21 protein-coding genes are annotated in these 23,020 nt (G+C 71.2%); 18 read left to right on the plus strand and 3 right to left on the minus strand.

The features are described from left to right. The 8 genes from BN12_RS06395 to BN12_RS06430 all read left to right on the plus strand — a co-directional run. Positions 1-611 (plus strand): NAD(P)/FAD-dependent oxidoreductase (locus BN12_RS06395; RefSeq protein ID WP_157635679.1); only part of this gene is annotated, 611 nt, incomplete at its 5' end. A gap of 2 nt (positions 612-613) precedes the next feature. Next, positions 614-1,360, plus strand: a complete 747-nt coding sequence (locus BN12_RS06400) for an enoyl-CoA hydratase/isomerase family protein (protein ID WP_048551008.1) — start codon at positions 614-616, stop codon at positions 1,358-1,360. Then, positions 1,360-2,508, plus strand: a complete 1,149-nt coding sequence (locus BN12_RS06405; protein ID WP_053079967.1) for an acyl-CoA dehydrogenase family protein — start codon at positions 1,360-1,362, stop codon at positions 2,506-2,508. Before BN12_RS06400 ends, BN12_RS06405 begins: the two co-directional genes overlap by 1 nt. After that, complete coding sequence (locus tag BN12_RS06410) at positions 2,505-3,920, plus strand: class I adenylate-forming enzyme family protein (RefSeq protein ID WP_048551010.1); 1,416 nt, start codon at positions 2,505-2,507, stop codon at positions 3,918-3,920. The genes BN12_RS06405 and BN12_RS06410 overlap by 4 nt, the downstream gene beginning before the upstream one ends. Then, positions 3,917-4,765, plus strand: coding sequence for a DUF6282 family protein (locus BN12_RS06415; RefSeq protein ID WP_048551013.1), 849 nt, complete (start codon positions 3,917-3,919; stop codon positions 4,763-4,765). Before BN12_RS06410 ends, BN12_RS06415 begins: the two co-directional genes overlap by 4 nt. Before the next feature lie 60 nt (positions 4,766-4,825). Beyond that, a complete protein-coding gene (locus BN12_RS06420; protein WP_048551014.1) occupies positions 4,826-5,275 on the plus strand; it encodes a VOC family protein in 450 nt (149 codons plus the stop codon). A 2-nt stretch (positions 5,276-5,277) separates the two neighbouring features. After that, entirely contained in the window at positions 5,278-6,018 is a 741-nt protein-coding gene (locus tag BN12_RS06425; protein ID WP_048551016.1) for an NAD(P)H-dependent oxidoreductase, read from the plus strand. Between the two features lie 53 nt (positions 6,019-6,071). Next, positions 6,072-6,392: an NIPSNAP family protein gene (locus tag BN12_RS06430; protein ID WP_048551018.1), complete on the plus strand. Its 321-nt coding sequence runs from the start codon at positions 6,072-6,074 to the stop codon at positions 6,390-6,392. Positions 6,393-6,431: 39 nt separating this feature from the next. On the opposite strand, the gene BN12_RS06435 is transcribed toward BN12_RS06430, so the two are convergent. Continuing rightward, positions 6,432-7,466, minus strand: coding sequence for a LacI family DNA-binding transcriptional regulator (locus BN12_RS06435; RefSeq protein ID WP_048551021.1), 1,035 nt, complete (start codon positions 7,464-7,466; stop codon positions 6,432-6,434). A 179-nt stretch (positions 7,467-7,645) separates the two neighbouring features. Here BN12_RS06435 and BN12_RS06440 point away from each other — a divergent pair, with 179 nt between their 5' ends. From BN12_RS06440 to BN12_RS06480, 9 genes are all read left to right on the plus strand, one after another. After that, complete coding sequence (locus tag BN12_RS06440) at positions 7,646-9,136, plus strand: sugar ABC transporter ATP-binding protein (protein WP_235432318.1); 1,491 nt, start codon at positions 7,646-7,648, stop codon at positions 9,134-9,136. After that, positions 9,133-10,203: an ABC transporter permease gene (locus tag BN12_RS06445; protein ID WP_083454459.1), complete on the plus strand. Its 1,071-nt coding sequence runs from the start codon at positions 9,133-9,135 to the stop codon at positions 10,201-10,203. Before BN12_RS06440 ends, BN12_RS06445 begins: the two co-directional genes overlap by 4 nt. Further along, positions 10,200-11,243, plus strand: a complete 1,044-nt coding sequence (locus BN12_RS06450) for an ABC transporter permease (protein WP_048551023.1) — start codon at positions 10,200-10,202, stop codon at positions 11,241-11,243. The genes BN12_RS06445 and BN12_RS06450 overlap by 4 nt, the downstream gene beginning before the upstream one ends. Before the next feature lie 18 nt (positions 11,244-11,261). After that, complete coding sequence (gene rhaS, locus BN12_RS06455; RefSeq protein WP_048551026.1) at positions 11,262-12,308, plus strand: rhamnose ABC transporter substrate-binding protein; 1,047 nt, start codon at positions 11,262-11,264, stop codon at positions 12,306-12,308. A gap of 88 nt (positions 12,309-12,396) precedes the next feature. Continuing rightward, positions 12,397-12,762, plus strand: a complete 366-nt coding sequence (locus BN12_RS06460) for an L-rhamnose mutarotase (RefSeq protein ID WP_048551027.1) — start codon at positions 12,397-12,399, stop codon at positions 12,760-12,762. Further along, complete coding sequence (gene rhaI / locus BN12_RS06465; RefSeq protein WP_048551029.1) at positions 12,759-13,925, plus strand: L-rhamnose isomerase; 1,167 nt, start codon at positions 12,759-12,761, stop codon at positions 13,923-13,925. The genes BN12_RS06460 and rhaI overlap by 4 nt, the downstream gene beginning before the upstream one ends. A 63-nt stretch (positions 13,926-13,988) precedes the next feature. Continuing rightward, positions 13,989-16,025 (plus strand): bifunctional rhamnulose-1-phosphate aldolase/short-chain dehydrogenase, encoded by a 2,037-nt coding sequence (locus BN12_RS06470; protein ID WP_048551030.1) that lies wholly within the window; start codon positions 13,989-13,991, stop codon positions 16,023-16,025. Next, a complete protein-coding gene (locus BN12_RS06475) occupies positions 16,022-17,458 on the plus strand; it encodes a rhamnulokinase (RefSeq protein ID WP_048551032.1) in 1,437 nt (478 codons plus the stop codon). The genes BN12_RS06470 and BN12_RS06475 overlap by 4 nt, the downstream gene beginning before the upstream one ends. Continuing rightward, positions 17,455-18,759 (plus strand): alpha-hydroxy acid oxidase, encoded by a 1,305-nt coding sequence (locus BN12_RS06480; RefSeq protein WP_083454460.1) that lies wholly within the window; start codon positions 17,455-17,457, stop codon positions 18,757-18,759. Before BN12_RS06475 ends, BN12_RS06480 begins: the two co-directional genes overlap by 4 nt. A 24-nt stretch (positions 18,760-18,783) precedes the next feature. Here BN12_RS06480 and BN12_RS06485 read toward each other — a convergent pair whose 3' ends face one another. Further along, entirely contained in the window at positions 18,784-19,752 is a 969-nt protein-coding gene (locus tag BN12_RS06485; RefSeq protein WP_048551033.1) for a proline dehydrogenase family protein, read from the minus strand. Next, positions 19,749-21,419, minus strand: a complete 1,671-nt coding sequence (gene pruA / locus BN12_RS06490) for an L-glutamate gamma-semialdehyde dehydrogenase (protein WP_048551035.1) — start codon at positions 21,417-21,419, stop codon at positions 19,749-19,751. The genes BN12_RS06485 and pruA overlap by 4 nt, the downstream gene beginning before the upstream one ends. Before the next feature lie 157 nt (positions 21,420-21,576). Between pruA and BN12_RS06495 the strand changes: the two genes are divergently transcribed. After that, a partial coding sequence (locus BN12_RS06495; protein WP_162233058.1) for a hypothetical protein occupies positions 21,577-23,020 on the plus strand: 1,444 nt, incomplete at its 3' end.

The raw sequence follows: 23,020 nt of genomic DNA on the forward strand, positions 1-23,020 counted from the left end.
GCGCGTGGACCGTCCACGCCGCCGGTCGCGCGATCCGCGCGGAGCACGTCGTCAACGCCGCCGGCGGCTGGGCCGGCGAGGTCGGCGCGCTGGCCGGCCTCGACGTGCCGGTCGTCCACTCCCGGCGGAACGTCTACGCCTCGGCCGCCGGGGCGGTGACGCGTCCGCTGCCGATGACCGTGGACTTCACGAGCGGGGTGTACCTGCGCAGCGAGGGTGACCGCGTCCTGTTCGGCGGAGCCCGCCCCGACGAGGTCGACGGGTACACGACGGAGGTCGACTGGCCGTGGATGGAGACGGTGCTCGGCATGGCCGTCGCCCGGTTCCCCTGGGTCGCCGACATCCCGCTCGACCCGGCCGCGTGCTGGGCGGGGACGTACGAGAACACCCCCGACCTCCACGGCATCCTCGGCCCCGAGCCGAGCGCTCCGACGTGGGTCGACGCGTGCGGCTTCTCCGGCCACGGACTCATGCAGGCACCGGAGCTCGGCCGACTCGTCGCCGAGCAGGTGACGACCGGCGCCGTCACGAGCCTCGACACCACCGCGCTGCGACCCGAGCGGTTCGCCGGCGCCACCGCCGCCGCGGGCCACGTGGACCTGGTGTTCTGACGATGGCCGGCACCGCAGTCCACCTCGATCTCGCCGCCGGCGTCGCCTGGGTCACCCTCGACGGTCCCGGCACCCGCAACGCCCTCGACGCCGCCGCCGCGGCGGACCTCGTCGCCGTGTGCGACCGCGTCGACGACGACCCGACCATCGGGGTGGCCGTCGTGACGGGGTCGGGCGGGGCGTTCTGCTCCGGGGCCGACACCACCGCCCTCGCCGGGCTGCGGACGACGGCCCCGCACACCGCATACGAGGGGCTCGACGCGCTCTACGCGGCGTTCCGGCGGATCGGGACGATGACGGTGCCGACCGTCGCCGCGGTCGACGGGGCCGCGGTGGGCGCAGGCCTCAACCTCGCCCTCGCCGCCGACCTGCGCATCCTCACCGACCGCGCCCGGCTCGTGTCCGGGTTCGCCCGCCTCGGCATCCATCCCGGCGGCGGTCACCTCCACCTGCTGGCCCGCGCCGCCGGAGCCGGGATCGCGGCCTCCGCCGGCGTCTTCGCCCGGCCCATCACCCCCGACCGGGCCCTGGCGACCGGCCTCGCGGCGGACGTCGTGGCACCGGGCGACCTCCGGCATACCGTCGAGCGCACCGTGACGCACCTGGCCGCCGACCCCGCCCTCGCCCGGGCACTGACGCTCACCCTGCGCCGCACCGTCCTCGACGCCGCCGACTGGGACCGTGCCGTCGAGATCGAGCGCGCCCGCCAGCTGTGGTCGCTGTCCCGTCCCCGCCCGGAGGAGTCCTGATGTACCCCATCCTGCGTACCGATCCGCCGATGTCCGCGTGGATCGAGCGGACGGCGGCCGATCTCGCCGCCTTCGGGGAGGAGCACCGCACCGAGCTCGACATCGCCAACCGGGCCAACAGGTTCCCCCGGGAGCTGTATGCCGAGCTCGGCCGCCGGGGGTACCTCGGCCCGCTCGTCCCGACCGAGTGGGGCGGCCTCGGCGGCGGGGTGGCGGAGTACTCCGTCATCGCCGAGGAGGTCGGCCGGCACGGCCTGGTGTCCGGGCAGATCGCCGCACAGGGCCAGCGCTGGCTGCTCGACTGGGGCACCGCGGAGCAGCAGGAGCGGTGGCTGCGGGGCATCGCCACCGGGGAGATCGTCTTCTCGGAGTGCATCAGCGAGAAGAACGCCGGGTCCTCCTTCAAGGCGATGGCCTCCACCGCCGTCCGCGACGGCGAGGACTGGATCCTCACGGGCAGCAAGACCCACATCAACCTCGGCGCCGACTGCGACGTGACGCTCTTCTACGCCGTCGCCGAGGAGGGCCTGACCTGCTTCCTCGTCGACATGACCCTGCCCGGCATCCGGACCCACGTCACGCGGGCCATCGGGTTGCGGCTCATCCGGACCGCCGACGTCGTCCTCGACGAGGTGCGCGTTCCCGACGCCGCCCGCCTCGGACCCGCCGGCGGCGGCCTGCAGACCTTCCTGTCGACCTTCAACATCAGCCGGCTCGGCAACGCCTCCGAGCTCATCGGCCTCGGCCGCCGCTCCCTCGAGCTCGGCCTGCGGTACGCCGGGCAGCGCCAGGTCGGCGACCAGCTCGTCACCGACTTCCAGGGTATCCAGTGGACCGTCGCCGACGCGTGGACCGCCCTGCAGGCCGCCTCGCTCGCCCGCGACGACGCGGCCCTCGCCCACGCCCGCGGAGAGGACCTCGCGCTGCGGACGACGACCGCCAAGCGGCTGGCCATCACCGCGGCCGAGCGCGCCAACGACGCCGCGTACAGCCTCGTCGGCGGCCACGGCCTCTACCACGACACGCCCTACACCGACATCGACAACGACATCAAGGTCCTCAAGGTCGCCGGCGGCTCGGCCGAGATCATGAACAACTACATCGCCCGGTGCGTCCTGCGCGACGAGGGGCACGAGGGACTCGCATGACGACGAACCTCGCCGCCACGATCGTCGCCCAGGCCACGGCGCGGCCCCACCTGCAGGTGGGCACGGTCGACGACCGGCTCGACCTGCGCGACGCGGTCGGGTATGCAGCGGCCCGCGCCCGGGACCTGCTCGACTCGGGGCTTCGGCCCGGTGACCCGGTGGCTCTCGTCGACGCCACCTCGACCGGCTACGTCGTCAGCTGGCTGGCGTGTCTCCTCGCCGGGCTGCCCGTGGCCCTCGTCAACCCGACCTACCCCGGCGACCTCGTCGAGGAGATGCTCGCTCCCCTGTCGCCGGCCCGCGTCCTCGGGCCCGACGACGTCGCCGACGCGCACGGCTCCGGTCTCGCCGACCCCGCGGATCTGCCCGGCCTGCAGGCTGACCCGTTCGACATCGCCTCCTACATGCATACGTCCGGCACGACCGGACTGCCCAAGCTGTGCGCCCAGACCCACGACTACTTCACCCGGATGGCCGCCGCCATGGCCGACGCGCTCGACCTCACGCCCGACGACGCCGTCCTCGCCCCGCTGCCGCTGTTCCACATCAACCCGATGGGTTACGGCATCGTCACCGCGCTGCTCACGGGCGCCGACGCCCTCACCGTCGGGAGGTTCTCCGCCGGCGGCTTCTGGCCCGCCGTCGTCGGCGAGCGGGTCACCGTCCTCGTCCTGCATGCCCCGCCGGTGGAGATCCTCAAGAGGTCCACGACCGCGGAGCAGGCAGCCGGACACCGGGTCCGGACCATGTTCTACGCCGACCGCGAGTTCCTCCACCGGTTCGGCATCCCCTGCGCCGTCTCGGGTTACGGATCCACCGAGGCCGGAGGCGTCTCCCACCTGAAGCGGTGGGACACCGGCGACGATCTGCCCGACGATGCGAGCCGGCACGGCGGTCGCTCGCGCGCCGACGTCGACTGGCGTCTCGACGACGCCGGGATCATCCACGTCCGGGAACGCGAGCACGCGGCCCTGTTCGACGGGTACGCGACCCCCGGCGGGATCGACCCGGCCCGCGACGAGGAGGGCTGGTTCGACACCGGGGACCTCGGCCGCGTCGCCCCCGACGGTGGGCTCGTCTTCCTCGAGCGGGCCACGGAGTCGATCCGCGTCAAGGGCGAGTTCGTCCCGATCCCCTTCGTCGAGAGCCATCTCGCCACGGTCCCCGGCCTGCGCGACCACGCGATCTGGAAGCGTCGCGGCACGCTCGTCGACGAGGAGGTCGTCCTGTATGCCGTCGCCGACGACGTGCCCGTCGCGGCCCTGCGCGACCGCATCGGCGAGCTGCCGGCGTTCATGCGGCCCGTCGCCGTCGCCCACGTGGCCGACCTGCCGCGCGACGCCGCCGCCGGCAAGGTCCAGCGCCGCCGGCTCGCCGAGCACCCGGTCACCGCGTGGATCGAGCTGACATGACGACGCCGGCCACCGCCGTTCCGGAGTGGGCCACCGGGATGGCCGACCTCCACGTCCACGCGGCGCCGAGTCTGCTGCCCCGGCACGGCGACGACGCCGAGACCGTCGCGGCCGAGCGCCGGGTGGGCTTCGACGTCGTCGTCCTGAAGTCCCACGAGGGCAGCACCGTCGAGCGCGCCGCCATCGCCGGCGACGGCGTCCACGGCGGCGTCGTCCTCAACAGCCCCGTCGGCGGCGCCAATCCCGACGCCGTCGAGGTCGCCGCCCGGCTCGGCGGCCGCGTCGTCTGGATGCCGACCGTCTCCGCGCCGAACCACAAGGCCGGCGCCTCCTCCCCGGAGCTGTCCGTCCACCGCGGTTTCGAGCTCGGTGCCGTCGCGGTCACCGACCCAGCCGGGGGCCTCCTGCCCGCCTGGCACGACGTGCTCGACGTCGTCGCCGCGCACGACCTGCTCCTCGCCAGCGGACACCTCGCGGCCACCGAGACCGTCACCCTCTTCACCGAGGCCCGCCGACGCGGGGTCCGCCGGCTGCTCGTCAACCATCCGCTCATGGCCTTCCTCCACTGGACGCCCGAGACCTCCGCCGCGCTCCGGGCCCTCGACGTCCACCTCGAGCTCGGCATCCTGCCGGACCTGCTCGGCGACGCCGACCACGCCAGCCTGGGCCTCACCCGCACCTACCCGACGTCGCTGCTCGTCTTCGGCGGCGACCTCGGCCATGCCGACCACCCCGCCCCCGCGACCGCCGTCGGACCCTGGCTGCACGACCTGCAGACCCGCGTCGGCGTCGACCGCGCCACCGCCATCATGACGACCCAGACGGCCGGACTGCTCCTGCCCTGAGCCGTCGCCCCGCCTCACGAGCCGAGCAACCGCCCGACCAACCGCCCAGGAGAGACACCGATGGACACGCCCTTCCGCCGGCTGCACCACATCTGCCTCGTCGTCCACGACATCGACGAGGCCCAGGCCTACTACGAGTCGATCGGCATCGGGCCGTGGCAGGCCTACCCGCCCCTCTCGGAGTACGTCGACCTCGACGTCCCCAACCCGCAGGCCTTCGTCCGGATGCGGTACCGCGTCGTCGATCTCGACAACGTCCAGCTCCAGCTGTGCCAGCCCCCCGAGCTCGACTGCCCGCAACGACGGTTCCTCGACGAGCACGGCGAGGGCGTCTTCCACATCGGGTTCGAGCACGACGTCGCCTCCGCCGTCGAGCAGGCCGCTGCGCTCGGCCTCCGCGTCCTCATGCGCGGACAGCGGGACGACGGCAGCGGATTCGTCTACTTCGACACGGCCGACGACGCCGGGGTGGTCCTCCTCGCCCGCAGGACCCGGCAGCCAGGGACCTGACCGTGCACGTCCTCATCGTCCACGCCCACCCCGAGCCGGCCTCCTTCAACGGCGCCCTCACCGGGCAGGCCGTGGCCACCCTCACCGAGGCCGGCCACACCGTCGAGGTCAGCGACCTCTATGCCATGCGGTTCAAGGCCGTCGCGGACGCCGACGACTACGCCACCCGGGAGGACCCGGCATACCTGCGGATCGACCGGGAGCAGACCTGGGCGCACCGCCACGACGCCGTCGCCCCCGACGTCCTCGCCGAGCAGGCCAAGCTGACCCGCGCCGACCTGCTCATCCTCCAGTACCCCATGTGGTGGTTCTCCATGCCTGCCATCCTCAAGGGCTGGGCCGACCGCGTCCTCACCCGCGGCTTCGCCTACCTGCCCGGCCACAAGTACGACACGGGTCTGCTCGCCGGGAAGCTCGCCATGGTGTCGGTGACGACCGGGACGTCGGCCGACACGTACGCGCCCGACGGCATCGACGGCGCCCTCCTCGACGTCCTCTGGCCGGTCCACAACGGGCTGCTGCGCTACAGCGGCTTCGACGTCCTCCAGCCGTTCGCCACCCACATGCCCGGCAAGGCCGACGACGAGGGCCGGGACGAGATGCTCCGGCGGTATGCGGACCGCCTGCGGCACCTCGAGAGCGTCCCCCGCCTCTTCTTCCACCCCCGCTCCGACTACGGTCCCGACGAACGGCTGCTGCCGGACGTCATCCCCGCCTCGGGCTTCCAGCACCGCCCCCGCTGACCCCTCCCCACATCAGCACGCCACCCGCACCCCTCCAGGAACGAGGACCGACCATGCTCTACGAACTGCGCCGCTACACCGTCCCCGCCGGACGGCAGGACGACCTCGACACCGTCATCACCGACCACGTCCGGCCCGTTCTCCAGGCCGCCGGCGTGCAGGAGCTCGGCTACTGGACGGGGCACGAGGACGAGGAGGACGTCTTCGTCTACCTCCTCGGGTTCCGCGACGACGACCACCGCGCGGCCACCTGGCAGCGGCTGAGGAGCACGCCGGAATGGGCGAGCCTCGCGGAGGGCTTCGGCGACGCACCGCCCTGGGGGGCCATCCGGAGCACCAGCCTCACCCCCACCGCATACTCCCCCGCCGGCTGAGGCCGGGGCCCCACGCGGTTCCGAGGCGGGCGCCGGGACTCATCCGGCCGTACGTCCCCGCCGTCGACCAGCCGGCACCGCACCTGTCGAGGCGCGCACCACGAGCTCGGGTTGGAAGACGATCTGACGCGGCGTGTCCGGGGTGAGGAGGAGGTCGGCCGCCTGCCATCCGAGCTGGTAGGTGGGCTGCCGGACCGACGACAGGGGAACAGCCAGCTCCCCCGCGAAGGTGACGTCGTCGTAGCCCATCACGGAGACCTGATCGGGAACCCGGACCTGATGCTCGCGGGCGTATCGAAGGGCCCCGAGGGCGACGAGGTCGTTCACGCAGAACACCGCCGTCACCTCCGGGTCGTCGTCCATGAGCCGATGCATGCCGGCCTCTCCACCGGCGGCGTTGAGCTCGTCGATCTCCAGCTCGACGAGGGTGGCCCCGGCGCTGCTCGACCGGATGGCGCGACGAGCACCGGTACGTCGTTCCCGGCACTGCTGCAGGGCGAGTGGACCGTTGATGAACCCGATCCGGTGGTGACCGAGGTGGAGCAGGTGCTGGACCGCGGTCCTCGCGCCGGCTGCATCGTCGGTGACGACGGCATCGAACTGCTGACCGCGGGGCTTGTGGTCGAGGAAGACCACCCGCGTGCCCTGGCTCGTCAGGACCCCCAGGTTCTCGACCGTCCGTCGAGACGGGGTGAGCAGCACTCCACGGAGTCGCTGCTGGGCGAACTGCTCCAAGACCCGGCGCTCGCGCTCGGGGTCGCCGTCGGAGCTGGACAGCACCATCGTCAAGCCGTCGGCGATGAGCCGGTCCTCGATCCCACGAGCCATCTCCATGAAGAAGGGGTTGGCGATGTCGAGCACAAGCACTCCCGCAGCCCGTGAAGCGCCCTCTCGCAGCTGGCGGGCGGAGGCGTTGGGCACGAAGCCGAGGTCGTGGATCGCGGCTTCGACCAGGTGCCGAGTCTCCTCGGTGACGATCTGTGGGCGGTTGAGGACGTTGGACACGGTGCCCACCGACACGCCGGCCCGGCGAGCGACGTCGCCGATGCGGACACGACCGGTCTGAGCCGCCATCTGCGCCTCTCCTCTTCTCCGAGCGAACGGGCTGGGTGGGTGATCCGGGTCGAGACTACTGACCCACGACCGAAGAATTGAATCGTTACTTGACAGGACCGTTGTGCGGTCCTACATTCATCGTGCTTGAATCCTTTCAACGAGGCAAGGTGCTCATGCCAAACCCACACTCCGCGGCGATGCTGCAGCTGAACGACGTGTCCAAGTCGTTCGGGCCGGTCGTCGCCTTGCGGTCGGTCAACCTGGAGGCCCACGCCGGATCGATCCACGCGCTGGTCGGTGAGAACGGCGCCGGGAAGTCGACGCTGGTCAAGATCGTCGCCGGCGTTCACCGCCGCGACGGCGGAGACTTCGTCCTGGACGGCCAGCCACAGGACTTCGGGTCCACTGCGGAGTCCAAGACGGCCGGGGTTGCGGTCATCTACCAGGAGCCGACCCTCTTCCCTGACCTGTCCGTGACCGAGAACATCTTCATGGGGCGCCAGATCCTCGGACGTGGACGCCGGATCGACAAGGCCGCCATGTACGCCGAGGCCGAGCGACTGTTCGCCGGGCTGGGCGTGCACATCGACCCTCGCCGCCCGGCGCTCGGGCTGTCCATCGCCGACCAGCAGATCATCGAGATCGCCAAAGCCATCTCCCTGGACGCCAAGGTCCTCATCATGGACGAGCCAACCGCGGCGCTGTCCGGCGTGGAGGTCGAGCGGTTGTTCACCGTCGCCCGTCAGCTGCGGGACGAGGGGCGGGCCGTGGTGTTCATCTCCCACCGCTTCGATGAAGTCTTCGCCCTGTGCGACACCGTCACGGTCATGCGGGACGGCTCCTACATCGCGACCCGACCCATCGCCGAGACAAGGATCGGCGAGATCGTCAACCTCATGGTCGGACGCGAGGTCGCCGACCTGTTCCCCAAGCAGGAGACCGAGGTCGGCGACGTCGTCCTCGACGTGGCCGGCCTGACCTCCCCTGGTGTCTTCCACGACGTCTCCTTCAGCGTCCGGCGCGGCGAGATCGTCGGCTTGGCCGGGCTCGTCGGTGCCGGTCGCAGTGAGATCGCCCGGGCCGTCTTCGGTGTCGACCGGTACGCCGCTGGCACCGTGACGATGAAGGGCCGCCCGGTGCCTACGGCCAGCCCGCACGCGGCCATCAGGTCCGGAATGGCCTTCATCCCCGAGGACCGACGCCAGCAGGGCTTGGTGACCGACGGCTCGGTGGCGGAGAACATCGCCGCCGTCATCCGCCAGCACCTCACCAAGGGAGGCCTGCTCACCCGAGCCGCCGAGAACAAGGCGGTCACCCCCTGGGCCTCCCGACTGGAGGTCAAGACGAGCAGCCTGGACGCGCCCGCACGCACGATGAGCGGCGGCAACCAGCAGAAGGTCGTCATCGCCAAGTGGCTCGCCTCGGAGCCGGACCTGCTCATCATCGACGAGCCGACCCGGGGCATCGACGTCGGCACCAAGTCGGAGGTCCACCGGCTGCTGTCGGAGCTGGCGGGTCAGGGCATGGCGATCCTGATGATCTCCTCCGAGCTGCCCGAGGTCCTCGGCATGGCCGACCGGGTCCTCGTCGTCTGCGAGGGCCGGCTCACCGCCGAGCTGTCCCGCGACGAGGCCACCCCCGAGCGTGTCATGCACGCCGCCACCGCAAGCCAGGAGATGGCCTCATGACCTCCGAGACCCAGCCCGCCGTCGACCTGGACGAAGGGACCGCCCTGCTTGTCGAGCCCAGCGCCATGCCGCGCCGGGAGCGGATCCTCAAGACCCTGCTGCATTCCCGCGAGCTGTCCATCGCCATCGCCCTGCTCGTGGTCATCGCCGCCGCCACCATCAAGAGCCCCGACTTCGTCTTCTCCGCGACCGGCTGGCGCAACCTGCTGCTCACCCCGGCGATGATGCTGCTCCTGGCCGTCGGACAGGCCGTCGTCATCATCACCCGCAACGTCGACCTGTCCGTCGGGTCCGTCCTCGGCCTGTCCGCGTGGCTGACCGGTGAGCTGTTCATCGCCCACCCCGGTATCCCGTGGATCGTCGGCTTCGGCGCCGGGCTGCTCGCCGGAGCCGTGCTCGGCCTGGTCAACGGCGTCCTGGTCGGCTACGGCAAGGTGCCCGCCTTGGTCATCACCCTCGGCACGCTCTACATCTTCCGCGGGATCGTGCTGACCTGGGCCGGGTCCAGCATCATCAGCGCGTCACAGATGCCCGACGGGTTCCTCAACCTCGGCACCGCGCAGATCCTCACCATCCCGGTCCTGTTCATCATCGCGATGATCATCGTCGTCGCGGTCGGCTACTTCCTGCAGACCGCCCGCTCCGGCCGTGAGCTGTATGCCATCGGGTCCGACCCGGACGCCGCGGTCCTCTACGGCCTGCCCGTCCGCAGACGGGTGATCGGCGCGTTCGTCCTGTCCGGCGCGCTGGCGGGCCTGGCCGGAGTCGTCTACGCGGCGCGGTACGGCACGGTCTCCTCCGACGCCGGCACCGGCATCGAGCTGCAGGCCGTCGCCGCCGCCGTCGTCGGCGGTGTGGCCATCTTCGGCGGGTCGGGCACCGTGTGGGGCGCCTCGATCGGCGCCGTGCTGTTGGTCACCATCAACAGCGCACTGCCGATGGTGGGGATCTCCGACTTCTGGCAGCAGGCCCTCGTCGGCGCACTCATCATCGCCGCCATCATCCTGGACCGGGTCCTCGCGGCCCGTCAGGCCCGCAAGCTCATCGAGGCAAGGGACGAGCAATGAGCGAGAAGACCTACCCCGCCTACGCCCACCCGCTGTGGCGACGCCTGCTGCTCAGCCGGGAGGCCGCCGTCATCGCCCTGGTCGTCATCATCTCGATGTGGGGTTACAGCAACATCCCCTACTTCGGCGACACCCTGACCCTGACCTACCTGCTGCTGGACATGACGACCATCCTGCTCATCGCGCTGCCGATGACCCTGGTCATCATCACCGGAGAGATCGACCTGTCCGTCGCCTCCGTCGTCGGCCTGTCCAGCGCCCTGGTCGGGCTCCTGCACGAGCACGGCCTGGGCATGGCGGCCTCCTGCCTGGCCGCGCTGGTCGTCGGCCTGGTCTGCGGGGCGTTCAACGGGTTCCTCGTCGCCTACGTCGGCCTCCCGTCGCTGGCGGTCACCATCGGCACGCTGGCGCTCTACCGCGGCATCGCCGTCGGCCTGCTCGGCACGACGGCCGTCACCGACTTCCCCACGGGCTGGACCGACCAGGCCGCCACGATCATCGGCGCCACCGGCATACCGACCGTCATGATCCTCTTCCTCGTCCTGGCCGTCGTGTTCATCCTGCTGCTGCACTTCTCCCCCTTCGGCCGAGGCATCTATGACATCGGCCTGTCCAGCGAAGCCGCCCAGTTCAGCGGCGTGGACGTCAAGCGGACCAAGCTGCTGCTGTTCGTCTTCACCGGGGTCGTGTCGGCCCTGGCCGGGATCTACTTCACGCTCCGCTACGGCTCCGCCCGGGGCGACAACGCGACCGGGCTGGAGCTGCAGGTCATCGCCGCCGTCCTGCTCGGCGGGGTGTCGATCTTCGGCGGCCGCGGCAAGCTGCCCGGCGTCATCGCCGGCGTCCTGCTCATCGGCGTCATCTCCAGCGCGCTGCGCCTGGAGGGCGTCACGGTCAACGTCATCAACATCATCATCGGCCTGCTGCTCGTGCTGTCCGTTCTCTCCACAAGTGTCCTGGCGTGGGTCTCCGACGTCGCAGCCAGGCGGTCCCGGGGCAAGGCCCCCTCACAGACGCCCGCCGGCGTCGCTTCACAGTGAAGTGAAAGGAACCCATCCATGCCCACCCTCACCCGACGTAGCGCGATGGTCGCAGCGGCCGGAGTCTCGGTCGCCTTGGCCCTGACTGGCTGCAGCAAGGCCTCCACCGACTCCGGTTCGTCCGGATCGGGCAGCGCCACCAACGCTGCCAAGGCCCTCAACATCGTCTTCATCCCCAAGAACCTCGGCAACCCCTACTTCGACGCCAGCGACGCCGGCGGCAAGAAGGCGGTCGAGGCGCTCGGCGGCACCTACTCCCAGGTCGGCCCGCAGACCGCGAGCCCGGATGCGCAGGTCCAGTACATCAACACCGCCGCGCAGCAGCACGCCTCGGCCATCGTCATCTCCGCCAACGATCCCAAGGCCATCGGCTCCGCGCTGACGCAGGCCAAGCAGTCCGGCACCAAGGTCGTCACCTTCGACTCCGACACCGACCCTCAGTATCGCGACATCTTCGTCAACCAGGCCTCGCCCGATGGCATCGCCAAGGCGCAGGTGGATGGCATCGCCAAGCAGATCGGTGACTCCGGCGAGATCGCGATCCTGTCGGCGGCGGCCAACGCGACGAACCAGAACGCGTGGATCGCCCTGATGAAGGAGGACCTGACCAAGGACCACCCGAACGTCAAGCTCGTCGACACCGTCTACGGCAACGACGACGACCAGACCTCCTTCGACAAGACCGCCGCCCTGCTGCAGACCCACCCCAACCTCAAGGGCATCATCTCGCCGACGACCGTCGGGATCGCCGCCGCGGCGCGCTACCTGTCCACCTCCAAGGAGAAGGGCAAGGTGGCCCTGACTGGCCTCGGAACCCCCAACCAGATGCGCAAGTACGTCAAGGACGGCACTGTCAAGGAGTTCTACCTGTGGAACCCCACGGACCTGGGCTACCTCGCCGCCTACGCAGCGGCCGCCCTCGCCAAGGGTGAGATCACCGGCAAGGAGGGTGACAGCTTCACCGCCGGCACCCTCGGCGACTACAAGGTGGGCGCCGACGGCGTCGTCCTGCTGGGCGACCCCACTGCCTTCAACGCCGCCAACATCGACAAGTTCGACTTCTGACCCGGCTCCACCCCTGCCGCGCCGGCCGGGGCCCAAGCCCGCCACGGGCCCCGGTCGGCGTCTGCACCACCTCGACCATGGTGACCTCATGAACCGCGTGTGCTTCCAGCTCCAGGTCCGCCCTGAGCGGATCGAGGAGTACACAGCCCGCCACCGCGCCGTCTGGCCCGACATGCTGCGGGCCCTGCACGCCACAGGGTGGGGCAACTACTCCCTCTTCCTGCGACCGGACGGACTGCTCATCGGCTATCTCGAGACCGAATCCCTCGAGCTCGCCCAAGCAGGGATGGCCGCCACCGAGGTCAACGCACGATGGCAGCGGGAGATGGCCGAGTTCTTCGATGACCTCGGCGAGGCAGCTCCCGACACCGGCTTCGTCCAACTGGAGGAGGTCTTCCACCTGGAGGACCAGCTGCTCACCCTGTCCGAACGATCCAGAGAGAAGACGTCATGACCACCTTCGAGGAGATCACCCCCCGACTGGAGACCCTCGCGATCGAGGTGCCGTCGTGGGCCTACGGCAACAGCGGAACGCGGTTCAAGGTGTTCGGCTCCCGCGGCACCCCCCGCACGGTGCAGGAGAAGATCGACGACGCGGCTCAGGTGCACCGCTTCACCGGGCTCGCCCCCGCCGTGGCGCTGCACATCCCGTGGGATCTGGTCGACGACTTCGCCGCCCTCCGGTCGTATGCCGAGGATCGCGGGCTACGGATCGGCACCATCAACTCCAACACCTTCCAGGACGACGTCTACAAGTTCGGGTCGCTGGCGGCGGCCGACCCGGGCGTGCGCCGCACGGCGATCGACCACCATCTGCGATGCGTCGAGATCATGACGGCCACTGGCTCCCGGGACCTGAAGATCTGGCTCGCCGACGGGTCCAACTATCCCGGCCAGAACGACCTGCGCCAACGGCAGGACACCCTGGCCGAGTCTCTGACGGAGATCTACGGTCAGCTGTCGGGCGACCAGCGCCTGGTGTTGGAGTACAAGTTCTTCGAGCCGGCGTTCTACGCCACCGACGTCCCGGACTGGGGCACCTCCTACGTCCAGGTCGCCGCGCTCGGGGAGCGGGCGATGGTCTGCTTGGACACCGGGCATCACGCCCCGGGCACGAACATCGAGTTCATCGTCGCCCAGCTGCTGCGGCTGGGGAAGCTCGGCGCGTTCGACTTCAACTCCCGCTTCTACGCCGACGACGACCTCATCGTCGGCGCCGCCGACCCCTTCCAGCTGTTCCGGATCATGGCCGAGGTCGTCCGCGGGGGTGGCCTGGACCCCGCCACCGGCGTCGCGTTCATGCTCGACCAGTGCCACAACATCGAGGACAAGATCCCCGGCCAGATCCGCTCGGTCCTCAACGTCGCCGAGATGACTGCCCGGGCCCTGCTCATCGACCGTGAGGCCCTGGCCACGGCCCAAGCCGCCAACGACGTGCTGACCGCCAACGGCGTCCTCATGGACGCCTTCTACACCGACGTGCGGCGCGACCTCGCCGCCTGGCGGGATTCCAAGGGACTGCCCGCCGACCCGATGGCCGCCTTCGCCGAGTCCGGCTACCTGCAACAGGTCGCCGCTGACCGGGTCGGCGGCCAGCAGGCCGGCTGGGGCGCCTGACATCAACAGTCTCCCCGCACACCCACCAGAACCATCGACCCCTCCACAAGGAACGACGTACCGATGACGAACCCCGCAGTCGCTGACCTGATCGCCCGCTCCAACCGGCTGGGAGCAGACGCCAAGAACACCAACTACGCCGGCGGCAACACCTCCGCCAAGGGCACCGAGACCGACCCCGTCACCGGTGAGAGCGTCGACCTGGTCTGGGTCAAGGGCTCCGGCGGCGACCTGGGCACCCTCACCGAGCCCGGCCTGGCCGTCCTGCGACTGGACCGGATGCGCGCCCTCGTCGACGTCTACCCCGGGGTGGACCAGGAAGATGAGATGGTCGCAGCCTTCGACTACTGCCTGCACGGCAAGGGCGGCGCCGCCCCCTCCATCGACACCGCGATGCACGGCCTCGTCGACTCCGCCCACGTCGACCACCTGCACCCCGACTCCGGCATCGCCATCGCCACCGCGGCCGACGGCGAGGCCCTCACCAAACAGATCTTCGGCGACACCGTCGTCTGGGTTCCGTGGCGCCGCCCCGGCTTCCAGCTCGGCCTTGACATCGCCGCCATCAAGGACGCCAACCCCCAAGCCATCGGGTGCATCCTCGGCGGCCACGGCATCACCGCCTGGGGCGACACCTCCGACGAATGCGAGACCAACTCCTTGACCATCCTCGACACCGCCGCCGCCTACATCGCCGAGCACTCCAAGCCCGAGCCGTTCGGCGCACCCCTGCCGGGATATGCCGGGCTATCCACGGCTGAGCGGCGGGCAAAGGCCGCCGCGCTGGCCCCGACCCTGCGAGCGATCGCATCGGCCGACAAGCCGATGGTCGGTCACTACACCGACTCCGAGGTCGTTCTCGACTTCCTGGGCCACGCCGAGCACCCGCGCCTGGCCGCGCTCGGCACCAGCTGCCCCGACCACTTCCTGCGCACCAAGGTCACCCCGCTGCTCCTCGACCTGCCCGCCACCGCCGGAGTCGAGGAGTCCATCGCCCGACTCGAGGAGCTGCACGAGGCATACCGCGCCGACTACCAGGCCTACTACGACCGCCACGCCACCCCCGACTCCCCCGCCATCCGCGGCGCCGACCCGCTGGTCATCCTCATCCCCGGCGTCGGCATGTTCTCCTACGGCAAGGACAAGCAGACCGCTCGCGTCGCCGGCGAGTTCTACGTCAACGCCATCAACGTCATGCGCGGCGCCGAGGGCCTGTCGACCTACGCCCCGATCGAGGAGTCCGAGAAGTTCCGCATCGAGTACTGGGCCCTGGAGGAGGCCAAACTGGCCCGGATGCCCCAGCCCAAGCCGCTGGCCACCCGCATCGCCCTGGTCACCGGCGCCGCCTCCGGCATCGGCAGGGCCACCGCCGCCAAGCTCGCCGCCGAAGGCGCCTGTGTCGTCCTCGCCGACCTCGACGGTGCCAAGGCCGCCGCGGCCGCCGCCGACCTCGGCACCACCGACGTCGCCGTCGGCGTCGCCGCCGATGTCTCCGACGAGGACGCCGTCCAGGCCATGGTCGACGCCGCCGTCCTCGCCTTCGGTGGCCTCGACCTCGTCGTCAACAACGCCGGCCTGTCCCTGTCCAAGCCGCTGCTGGAGACGACGGTCGCCGACTGGGACCTGCAGCACGACGTCATGGCCAAGGGATCCTTCCTCGTGTCCAAGGCCGCCGCGAAGGTCCTCATCGCCCAGAAGCTGGGCGGCGACATCGTCTACATCTCCAGCAAGAACTCCATCGTCGCCGGCCCCAACAACATCGCCTACTCCGCCACCAAGGCCGACCAGGCCCACCAGGTCCGCCTCCTCGCCGCCGAGCTGGGCGAGCACGGCATCAAGGTCAACGGCGTCAACCCCGACGGCGTCGTCCGCGGCTCCGGCATCTTCGCCGGCGGCTGGGGCGCCTCCCGCGCCAAGGTCTACGGCGTGGAGGAGGAGAACCTCGGCGCCTTCTACGCCCAGCGGACCCTGCTCAAGCGCGAGGTACTGCCCGAGCACTGCGCCAACGCCGTCTTCGCGCTCTGCGGGCCGGAGATGACCCACACCACCGGGCTGCACATCCCCGTCGACGCCGGCGTCGCCGCCGCGTTCCTCCGATGACCGGCGGGGTTGTCGCGGCCGTCGACCTCGGCGCGACCAGCGGTCGTGTCGTCCTCGGCCGCGTCGGCCCCGACCGGCTCGACATCGACGACGTCCACCGGTTCCCCAACACCCCCGTCCGCACCCGCGACGGACTGCACTGGAACATCTACGAGCTCTACCGCAACGTCCTCGTCGGCCTGCGCAAGGCCGTCGCCGCCGAACCGAACCTGCTCAGCATCGGTATCGACTCCTGGGCCGTCGACTACGCCCTGCTGCGCGGCGACCGCCTCGTCTCCACCCCCTACCACTACCGCGACGAGCGCACCGCCCGCGGCGTCGCCGCCGTGCGCGACCTCCTCACCGCCGAGGAGCTGTATGCCACGAACGGGCTGCAGTTCCTGCCCTTCAACACCCTCTACCAGCTGACCGTCGACCGGCTCGACGGACTCCTCGACGACGACACGACGATGCTGCTCGTGCCCGACCTCATCGCATACTGGCTGACCGGCGCCCGACGCGCCGAACGCACCAACGCCTCCACCACCGGCCTGCTCGACGTCACCACCGGCACCTGGCACACGCCGCTCGCCGCCACCCTCGACCTGCCACCCCGCCTGCTGCCGCCCTTGGCCGCCCCCGGCGATCTCGTCGGCGCGCTGACCCCCGACGTCGCTGCCGACCTGGGAAGCACCGCCTTGCCCGTCGTGGCGGTGGGCTCGCACGACACCGCCTCCGCGGTCGTCGCCGTCCCCATGACCAGCCGAGACGCCGCATACATCTGCTCCGGCACCTGGTCGCTCATCGGCGTCGAGACAGACCACCCGATCCTCACCGACCAGTCCCGCCAGGCCGACTTCACCAACGAGGCCGGGGTCGACGGGCGCACCCGCTACCTGCGCAACCGCATGGGCATGTGGCTGGTCAACGAGTGCGTCAACGCCTGGCAACGCGACGGATCTCGTGTCGACCTCCCAGCTCTGATCGGCGAGGCCGTCGACGCCACAGACCGCGTCCTCTTCGACGTCGACGACCCCTCCCTCGTGCCGGGCGGCGACATGCCGACGCGGATCGTCGAACTCGCGCCAGGCCTGGCCGGCGCCCAGCGGAACGTCGTCATGCGGTCCATCCTGGAGAGCCTCGCCCTCTCCTACGCCCGCACCCTCGACGAGCTGCAACACCTCACCGGTGTTCCGATCGAGACGGTGCACATCGTCGGCGGAGCCAGCCAGAACGCGCTGCTGTGCCAGCTCATCGCCGATCGCGCCGGCCGCACCGTCCTCGCCGGACCCGTCGAAGCCACCGCCACCGGCAACATCCTCATCCAAGCACGAGCCGCAGGGCTTCTCACCGGGACGCTGGAGGATCTGAGATCACTCGTCCACCGCACGACCTGGCCCACGGCCTACCAACCCCGTCGCACCGTCACCATGCCGACCGGAGCTACCGCATGACTCTCGCCCCCGACCACGCGAACCCCGCCGAGACGACGGAACCCGCTGCACCACAACCACGTTCGAGCGCGCCCTCCATCGGCGCGGCACGCCCCCGACGTCAGCTTCCCCGTCCCCACGACCTGCGGCCCCTCATCCGGTTCAAGAGGCCGGAACTTCACGCCACCCGACGGCGCCTCGACGCGGCTCTGACGATCGAGGACCTGCGCCGGATCGCCAAACGCCGCACCCCCTCGGCTGCCTTCGACTACACCGACGGTGCCGCCGAGGCCGAAACCTCCCTGCGCCGCGCACGCGACACCTTCGCCAACCTCACGTTCCACCCCGCCATCCTGCGCGACGTGTCGACGGTGGACACCGGCTGGGACGTCCTCGGCAGTCGCGTCGAGCTGCCCTTCGGGATCGCCCCCACCGGGTTCACCCGGATGATGCAGAACGAAGGTGAACGCGCAGGCGCGGCCGCGGCCGCCGCCGCCGGCATACCGTTCGCCCTCTCCACCATGGGCACCACCTCCATAGAAGACGTCGCCGCCGCCGCACCGGGCGGCCGCAACTGGTTCCAGCTGTACATGTGGAGGGACCGCGAACGGTCCATGGCCCTCGTCGACCGCGCAGCAAGAGCCGGCTACGACACCCTGCTGGTCACGGTCGACGTCCCGGTCGCAGGCGCTCGGCTTCGGGACACACGCAACGGCTTCACCATCCCCCCGCAGCTGACCGCCCACACCGTCATCGACGCCGCCACCCGCCCCGCCTGGTGGATCAACCTGCTCACCACCGAACCACTCGCCTTCGCCTCCCTCGACCGATGGCCCGGCACCGTCGCCCAGCTGCTCGACACGATGTTCGACCCCACCGTCACCTACGACGACCTCGCCTGGATCCGCGACCAGTGGCCCGGCAAGGTCGTCGTCAAAGGCGTCCAGACCGTCGCCGACGCCCGCCACTGCGCCCACCTGGGTGTCGACGCCATCACCCTGTCCAACCACGGCGGCCGCCAGCTCGACCGTGCTCCCGTCCCCCTGCGAATCCTGCCCGACGTCGCCCGCGAGGTGGGCACCGACCTGGAGATCCACCTCGACACCGGCATCACGACCGGTGCCGACATCGTCGCCGCTGTCGCCCTCGGCGCCCGCTTCACGCTCGTCGGCCGCGCCTATCTCTACGGCCTCATGGCGGGCGGACGAGCCGGGGTCGACCGCGCCATCGACATCCTGCGCACCGACATCGAACGGACCATGCGCCTCCTCGGCGTCACCGCCCTGGAGGAGCTGACACCCCAGCACGTCGCGCTGCCCTGAGCCGCCTCTTCGGGTGCCCTCAGGTCACTTCCGCCCGACGAGGGACCTGAGGAAGAAGACGAGGTTCGCCGGCCGCTCGGCGAGGCGCCGCATGAAGTACCCGTACCAGTCGTCGCCGAAGGGGACGTAGGTCCGCATCGTGAGTCCCTCGCCGACGAGGCGGTCCTGCTCCTCGGGGCGGATGCCGTAGAGCATCTGGATCTCGAAGTCGTGGGGGGAGCGGCCCGCCTCCCGGGCGTAGGACTGCGCGGCCTCGATGATCCTCGGGTCGTGGGAGGCGACCATCGGGTAGCCGTCGCCCTCCATGAGGACCTTCAGGCAGCGCAGGTAGGCCGCGTCGACGTCCTCCTTGCCCTGGAAGGCGACCTCCGCGGGCTCCTTGTAGGCGCCCTTGCACAGGCGGATGCGCGAGCCGGCGCCGGCGAGGTCGCGGCAGTCGGCCTCGGTGCGGTGGAGGTATGCCTGCAGCACCGTCGCGACCGACGGGAAGTCCTTGCGCAGCTCGCGGACGATCCCGAGCGTCGAGTCGGTCGTCGTGTGGTCCTCGGCGTCGACGTTCACCCAGGCGCCCGCCGTCTCCGCGGCCGCGCAGATGGTCCGCGCGTTGCGCAGCGCGAGCGCCTCGCCGTCGCCGGGCAGCGACTGGCCGAGGGCGGAGAGCTTGATGGAGACCTCGAGCCGCGAGACGCCGTCGGTCGCGGGGACCTCGAGCCGGCGGTACGCCTCGAGGAGCGAGACGTAGGCCGCCACGGTCCGGTCGGCCTCCTCGGGATGGCTGATGTCCTCGCCGAGGTAGTCGACCGAGATCGCGTGCCCGGCAGCGAGCAGCCGGCCGACGGCCTCCATGACCGCCTCCTCGGCCTCGCCCGGGATGAACCGCGAGACGAGGGAGCGGGTGATCTTCGACCGGCTCAGCATCCGCTCGAGCCGCTCCGACCGGGCGGCCGCGAGGAGGACCGGACGGGCCGGGTTGGACAGGGTGAACGCGCTCATCGGCTCGCTCCGTTCGTGGCGTCGGCCTGCTCGGGGGCCTGGTGCGGGTAGTGGTGGTCGCGGGGCGGGACGAACGTCTCCTTGACGGTCCGGGCGGAGGTCCAGCGCAGCAGGTTCTGGGCGGACCCGGCCTTGTCGTTCGTGCCGGAGGCACGCCCTCCGCCGAAGGGCTGCTGCCCGACGACGGCACCGGTCGGCTTGTCGTTGATGTAGAAGTTCCCGGCCGCGAACCGCAGGGCGTGGTCGGCCTCGACGATCGCGGCCCGGTCCTGGGCGACGACGGCCCCGGTGAGGCCGTAGGGGCTGCCCTCGTCGACGAGCCGGAGGACGTCGCCGTATGCGCTCGGCGCGCTGTCGTCGTAGACGTGGAGGGACAGGATCGGCCCGAAGTACTCGGTGCGGAATGCCTCGTCCGTGGGGTCGGTGCCGAGCAGGACGGTCGGGTCGACGAAGAAGCCCTCGGAGTCGTCGCACGAGCCGCCCGCGACGACGGTGATGCTGTCGGTCGCCTTCGCGCGCTCGATGGCCGCGGCGTTGCGGTCGAAGGAGCGCTGGTCGATGACGGCGCCGCCGAAGTTGGCGAAGTCCGTGACGTCGCCGTAGCGCAGCGCCGACACCTTGTCGAGGAACGAGTCGCCCATGCGCGCCCACAGCGAGCTCGGGACGAAGGCGCGGGAGGCGGCGGAGCACTTCTGGCCCTGGAAGTCGAAGGCGCCCCGGATGAGCGCGGTCGAGAGGACGTCGGGGTCGGCGGAGGCGTGGGCGACGACGAAGTCCTTGCCCCCCGTCTCGCCGACGAGCCGCGGGTAGCTGCGGTAGGTCGACAGCCGGTTGCCGACCTGCTGCCACAGGGTCTGGAAGGTCGCCGTCGAGCCGGTGAAGTGGATGCCGGCGAGCCTCGAGTCGGCGAGGGCGACCTCCGAGACGAGCGGTCCGTCGCCGAGGACGAGGTTGATGACCCCGGCGGGCAGACCGGCCGCCTCGAGGAGCTCCATCGTCACGTAGGCGGCCGCCGCCTGGGTCGGGGCGGCCTTCCACACGACGGTGTTGCCCATGAGGGCGGGTGCGGTCGGGAGGTTTCCGGCGATCGCGGTGAAGTTGAAGGGTGTGATCGCGTAGACGAACCCCTCGAGCGGCCGGTGGTCGACCCGGTTCCACACCCCGGGGGACGAGATCGGCTGGTCGGTGAGCAGCTGCCGCCCGTAGTGGACGTTGAACCGCCAGAAGTCGATGAGCTCGCACGGCGTGTCGATCTCGGCCTGGTAGGCCGTCTTGGACTGCCCGAGCATCGTGGCGGCGGCGAGACGCTCACGCCACGGACCCGCGAGGAGGTCCGCCGCCCGCAGGAAGACAGCCGCCCTGTCGTCGTAGGACAGCTCCCGCCAGCCTGCCGAGGCTCGGTCGGCGGCCTCGACCGCGTCCGCGACGTCGGAGCGGGTCGCCTCGGCGTAGCGGCCGATGACCGCCGCGTGGCGGTGCGGCTGGACCACCTCGTATGCGGGTCCCTCCGCCGTCCGGTGCCGGCCGTCGATGACCTGCCGGATGTCGAGGGGGTCGGCGGCGAGCGTCTCGAGCTCGTGGCGGAGCCGAGCGCGCTCGGGCGACCCCGGTGCGTAGTCGTGCACGGGCTCGTTGACCGGAGTGGGGACCTGGGTGACGGCGTCCACGGGCTGTTCCTCTCGAGTGCCATGTCGGCGGGTTCTGTCGAGGATCAGTCAACGGCAGACGAGGGTCCGCTCGCGTTGGCGAGGCCGACAAGACTGAGGCACTCTTCTCGTAGGATCGACCAATACCCTCAGTCCCCACCCTCGATGAGGTCCGCCCGTGTCCCCAGCGCGTTCCAGGTCCCCGCATACCGATCCCATCCCCGCCTCGGCCGGTGCGCCGCTCACCAGCCTCGTCCACGCCCTGGGCACGACGGTGGCCACGGTCGAGACGGCGCCCCGCGGGGCCGACGTGACGGTCCACAGCGTCGCACTCCTCGAGGGTGTCGACCTGCGGACCGGAGGGTCCGGCGCGGCGTCGGAGGGGCCCGCGGTCGCCGGCGACCTCTGTCTCCTCGTCGGGGTGACGGCCGAGCGGGCGGGAGCGTGGCTGGCGTCCGCGGAGCCCGCATCGCGACCCGTTGCGGTGGCGTCGAAGGACACGTCGCCGAGCCTCGTCGCGGCCGCCGAGCGGGCCGGTGTCGCCCTCGTCACGATCCATGCCCAGGCGCGCGTCGACCTCGTCCTCACGACGGTCGGATCCCTGCTCCACGGCGCGACGCGGTCGTCGCCCGAGGGCGGCGACGGTGACCGTCTCGGCGGCGAGGACGACCTCTACGGACTCGCGCAGACGGTTGCCGGGCTGACCGGTGGGCTCGTGAGCATCGAGGACGACCGCTCCCAGCTGCTGGCGTACTCGGCGACCGACGGCGCCGCCGACGAGCTGCGGATGCTGTCCATCCTCGGGCGCGAGGGGCCCGCTGAGTATCTGCGCCGGCTGCGCGACTGGGGCGTCTACGACCGGCTGCGCAGCGAGCCCGGCGTCGTCGAGGTGCCCGCCGACGAGGAGCTGGGCTGGCGGCGCCGGCTCGCCGTCGACATCCGGTCCCTCGCCGGCGACGTCCGGCCCTCGGTGGGCGACGTCCGGCCCACCGGGGGTGGCCCCCGGTCCCTCCCCGAGGCGGGGTTGCGTCCCCAGCCAGGGCCGCGGACCCCCGCCCCGTCGCTGGGAACGATCTGGCTGCAGGAGGGTGCGCGGCCCCTCGACCCGGACGCCGGGGCGGTTCTCGAGGGCTCCGCCGCCGTCGCGGCCCGGCTCATCGACCGCGCGCGCCGCGCACCGACGCAGGAGGCCCTGCAGATCCAGCGCCTGCTCGGGCTGCGAGGCGGCGGGGTCGACGTGCCCTCGCTGGCGGCCGCCCTGTCGGTTCCCGCGACCGGCCGTGCGGCCGTCATCGGCATTGCCCCGCGCGACGCCGCCGGGCGCCGGTCGACCTCGTCGCCGGCTGTCGACGAGGTCGGCGCCTCCACGCCATCCTGGCCCTCCTCCCCGTCCATCGGCGAGATCGCCGCCGCCGTCCGGCTGCACGCCAGCGCCTTCGCCCGCGAGTCCCTCGCCACGACGACGGAGTCCCGCATCTACGTTCTCGTCCCCCGTCTGCGGGGTGCCGGGCTCGCGCGGTGGACCGGCACGATGCTCGAGCGCATCACCCGGCGCACCGGCGTCGACCTCCGAGCCGCCGTCGCGTCGCCCGTGCCGAGCCTCGCCGACGTGGCGGCCGCCC

The sequence above is a fragment of the Nostocoides japonicum T1-X7 genome (assembly GCF_001046855.1).
Classification (GTDB): domain Bacteria; phylum Actinomycetota; class Actinomycetes; order Actinomycetales; family Dermatophilaceae; genus Nostocoides; species Nostocoides japonicum.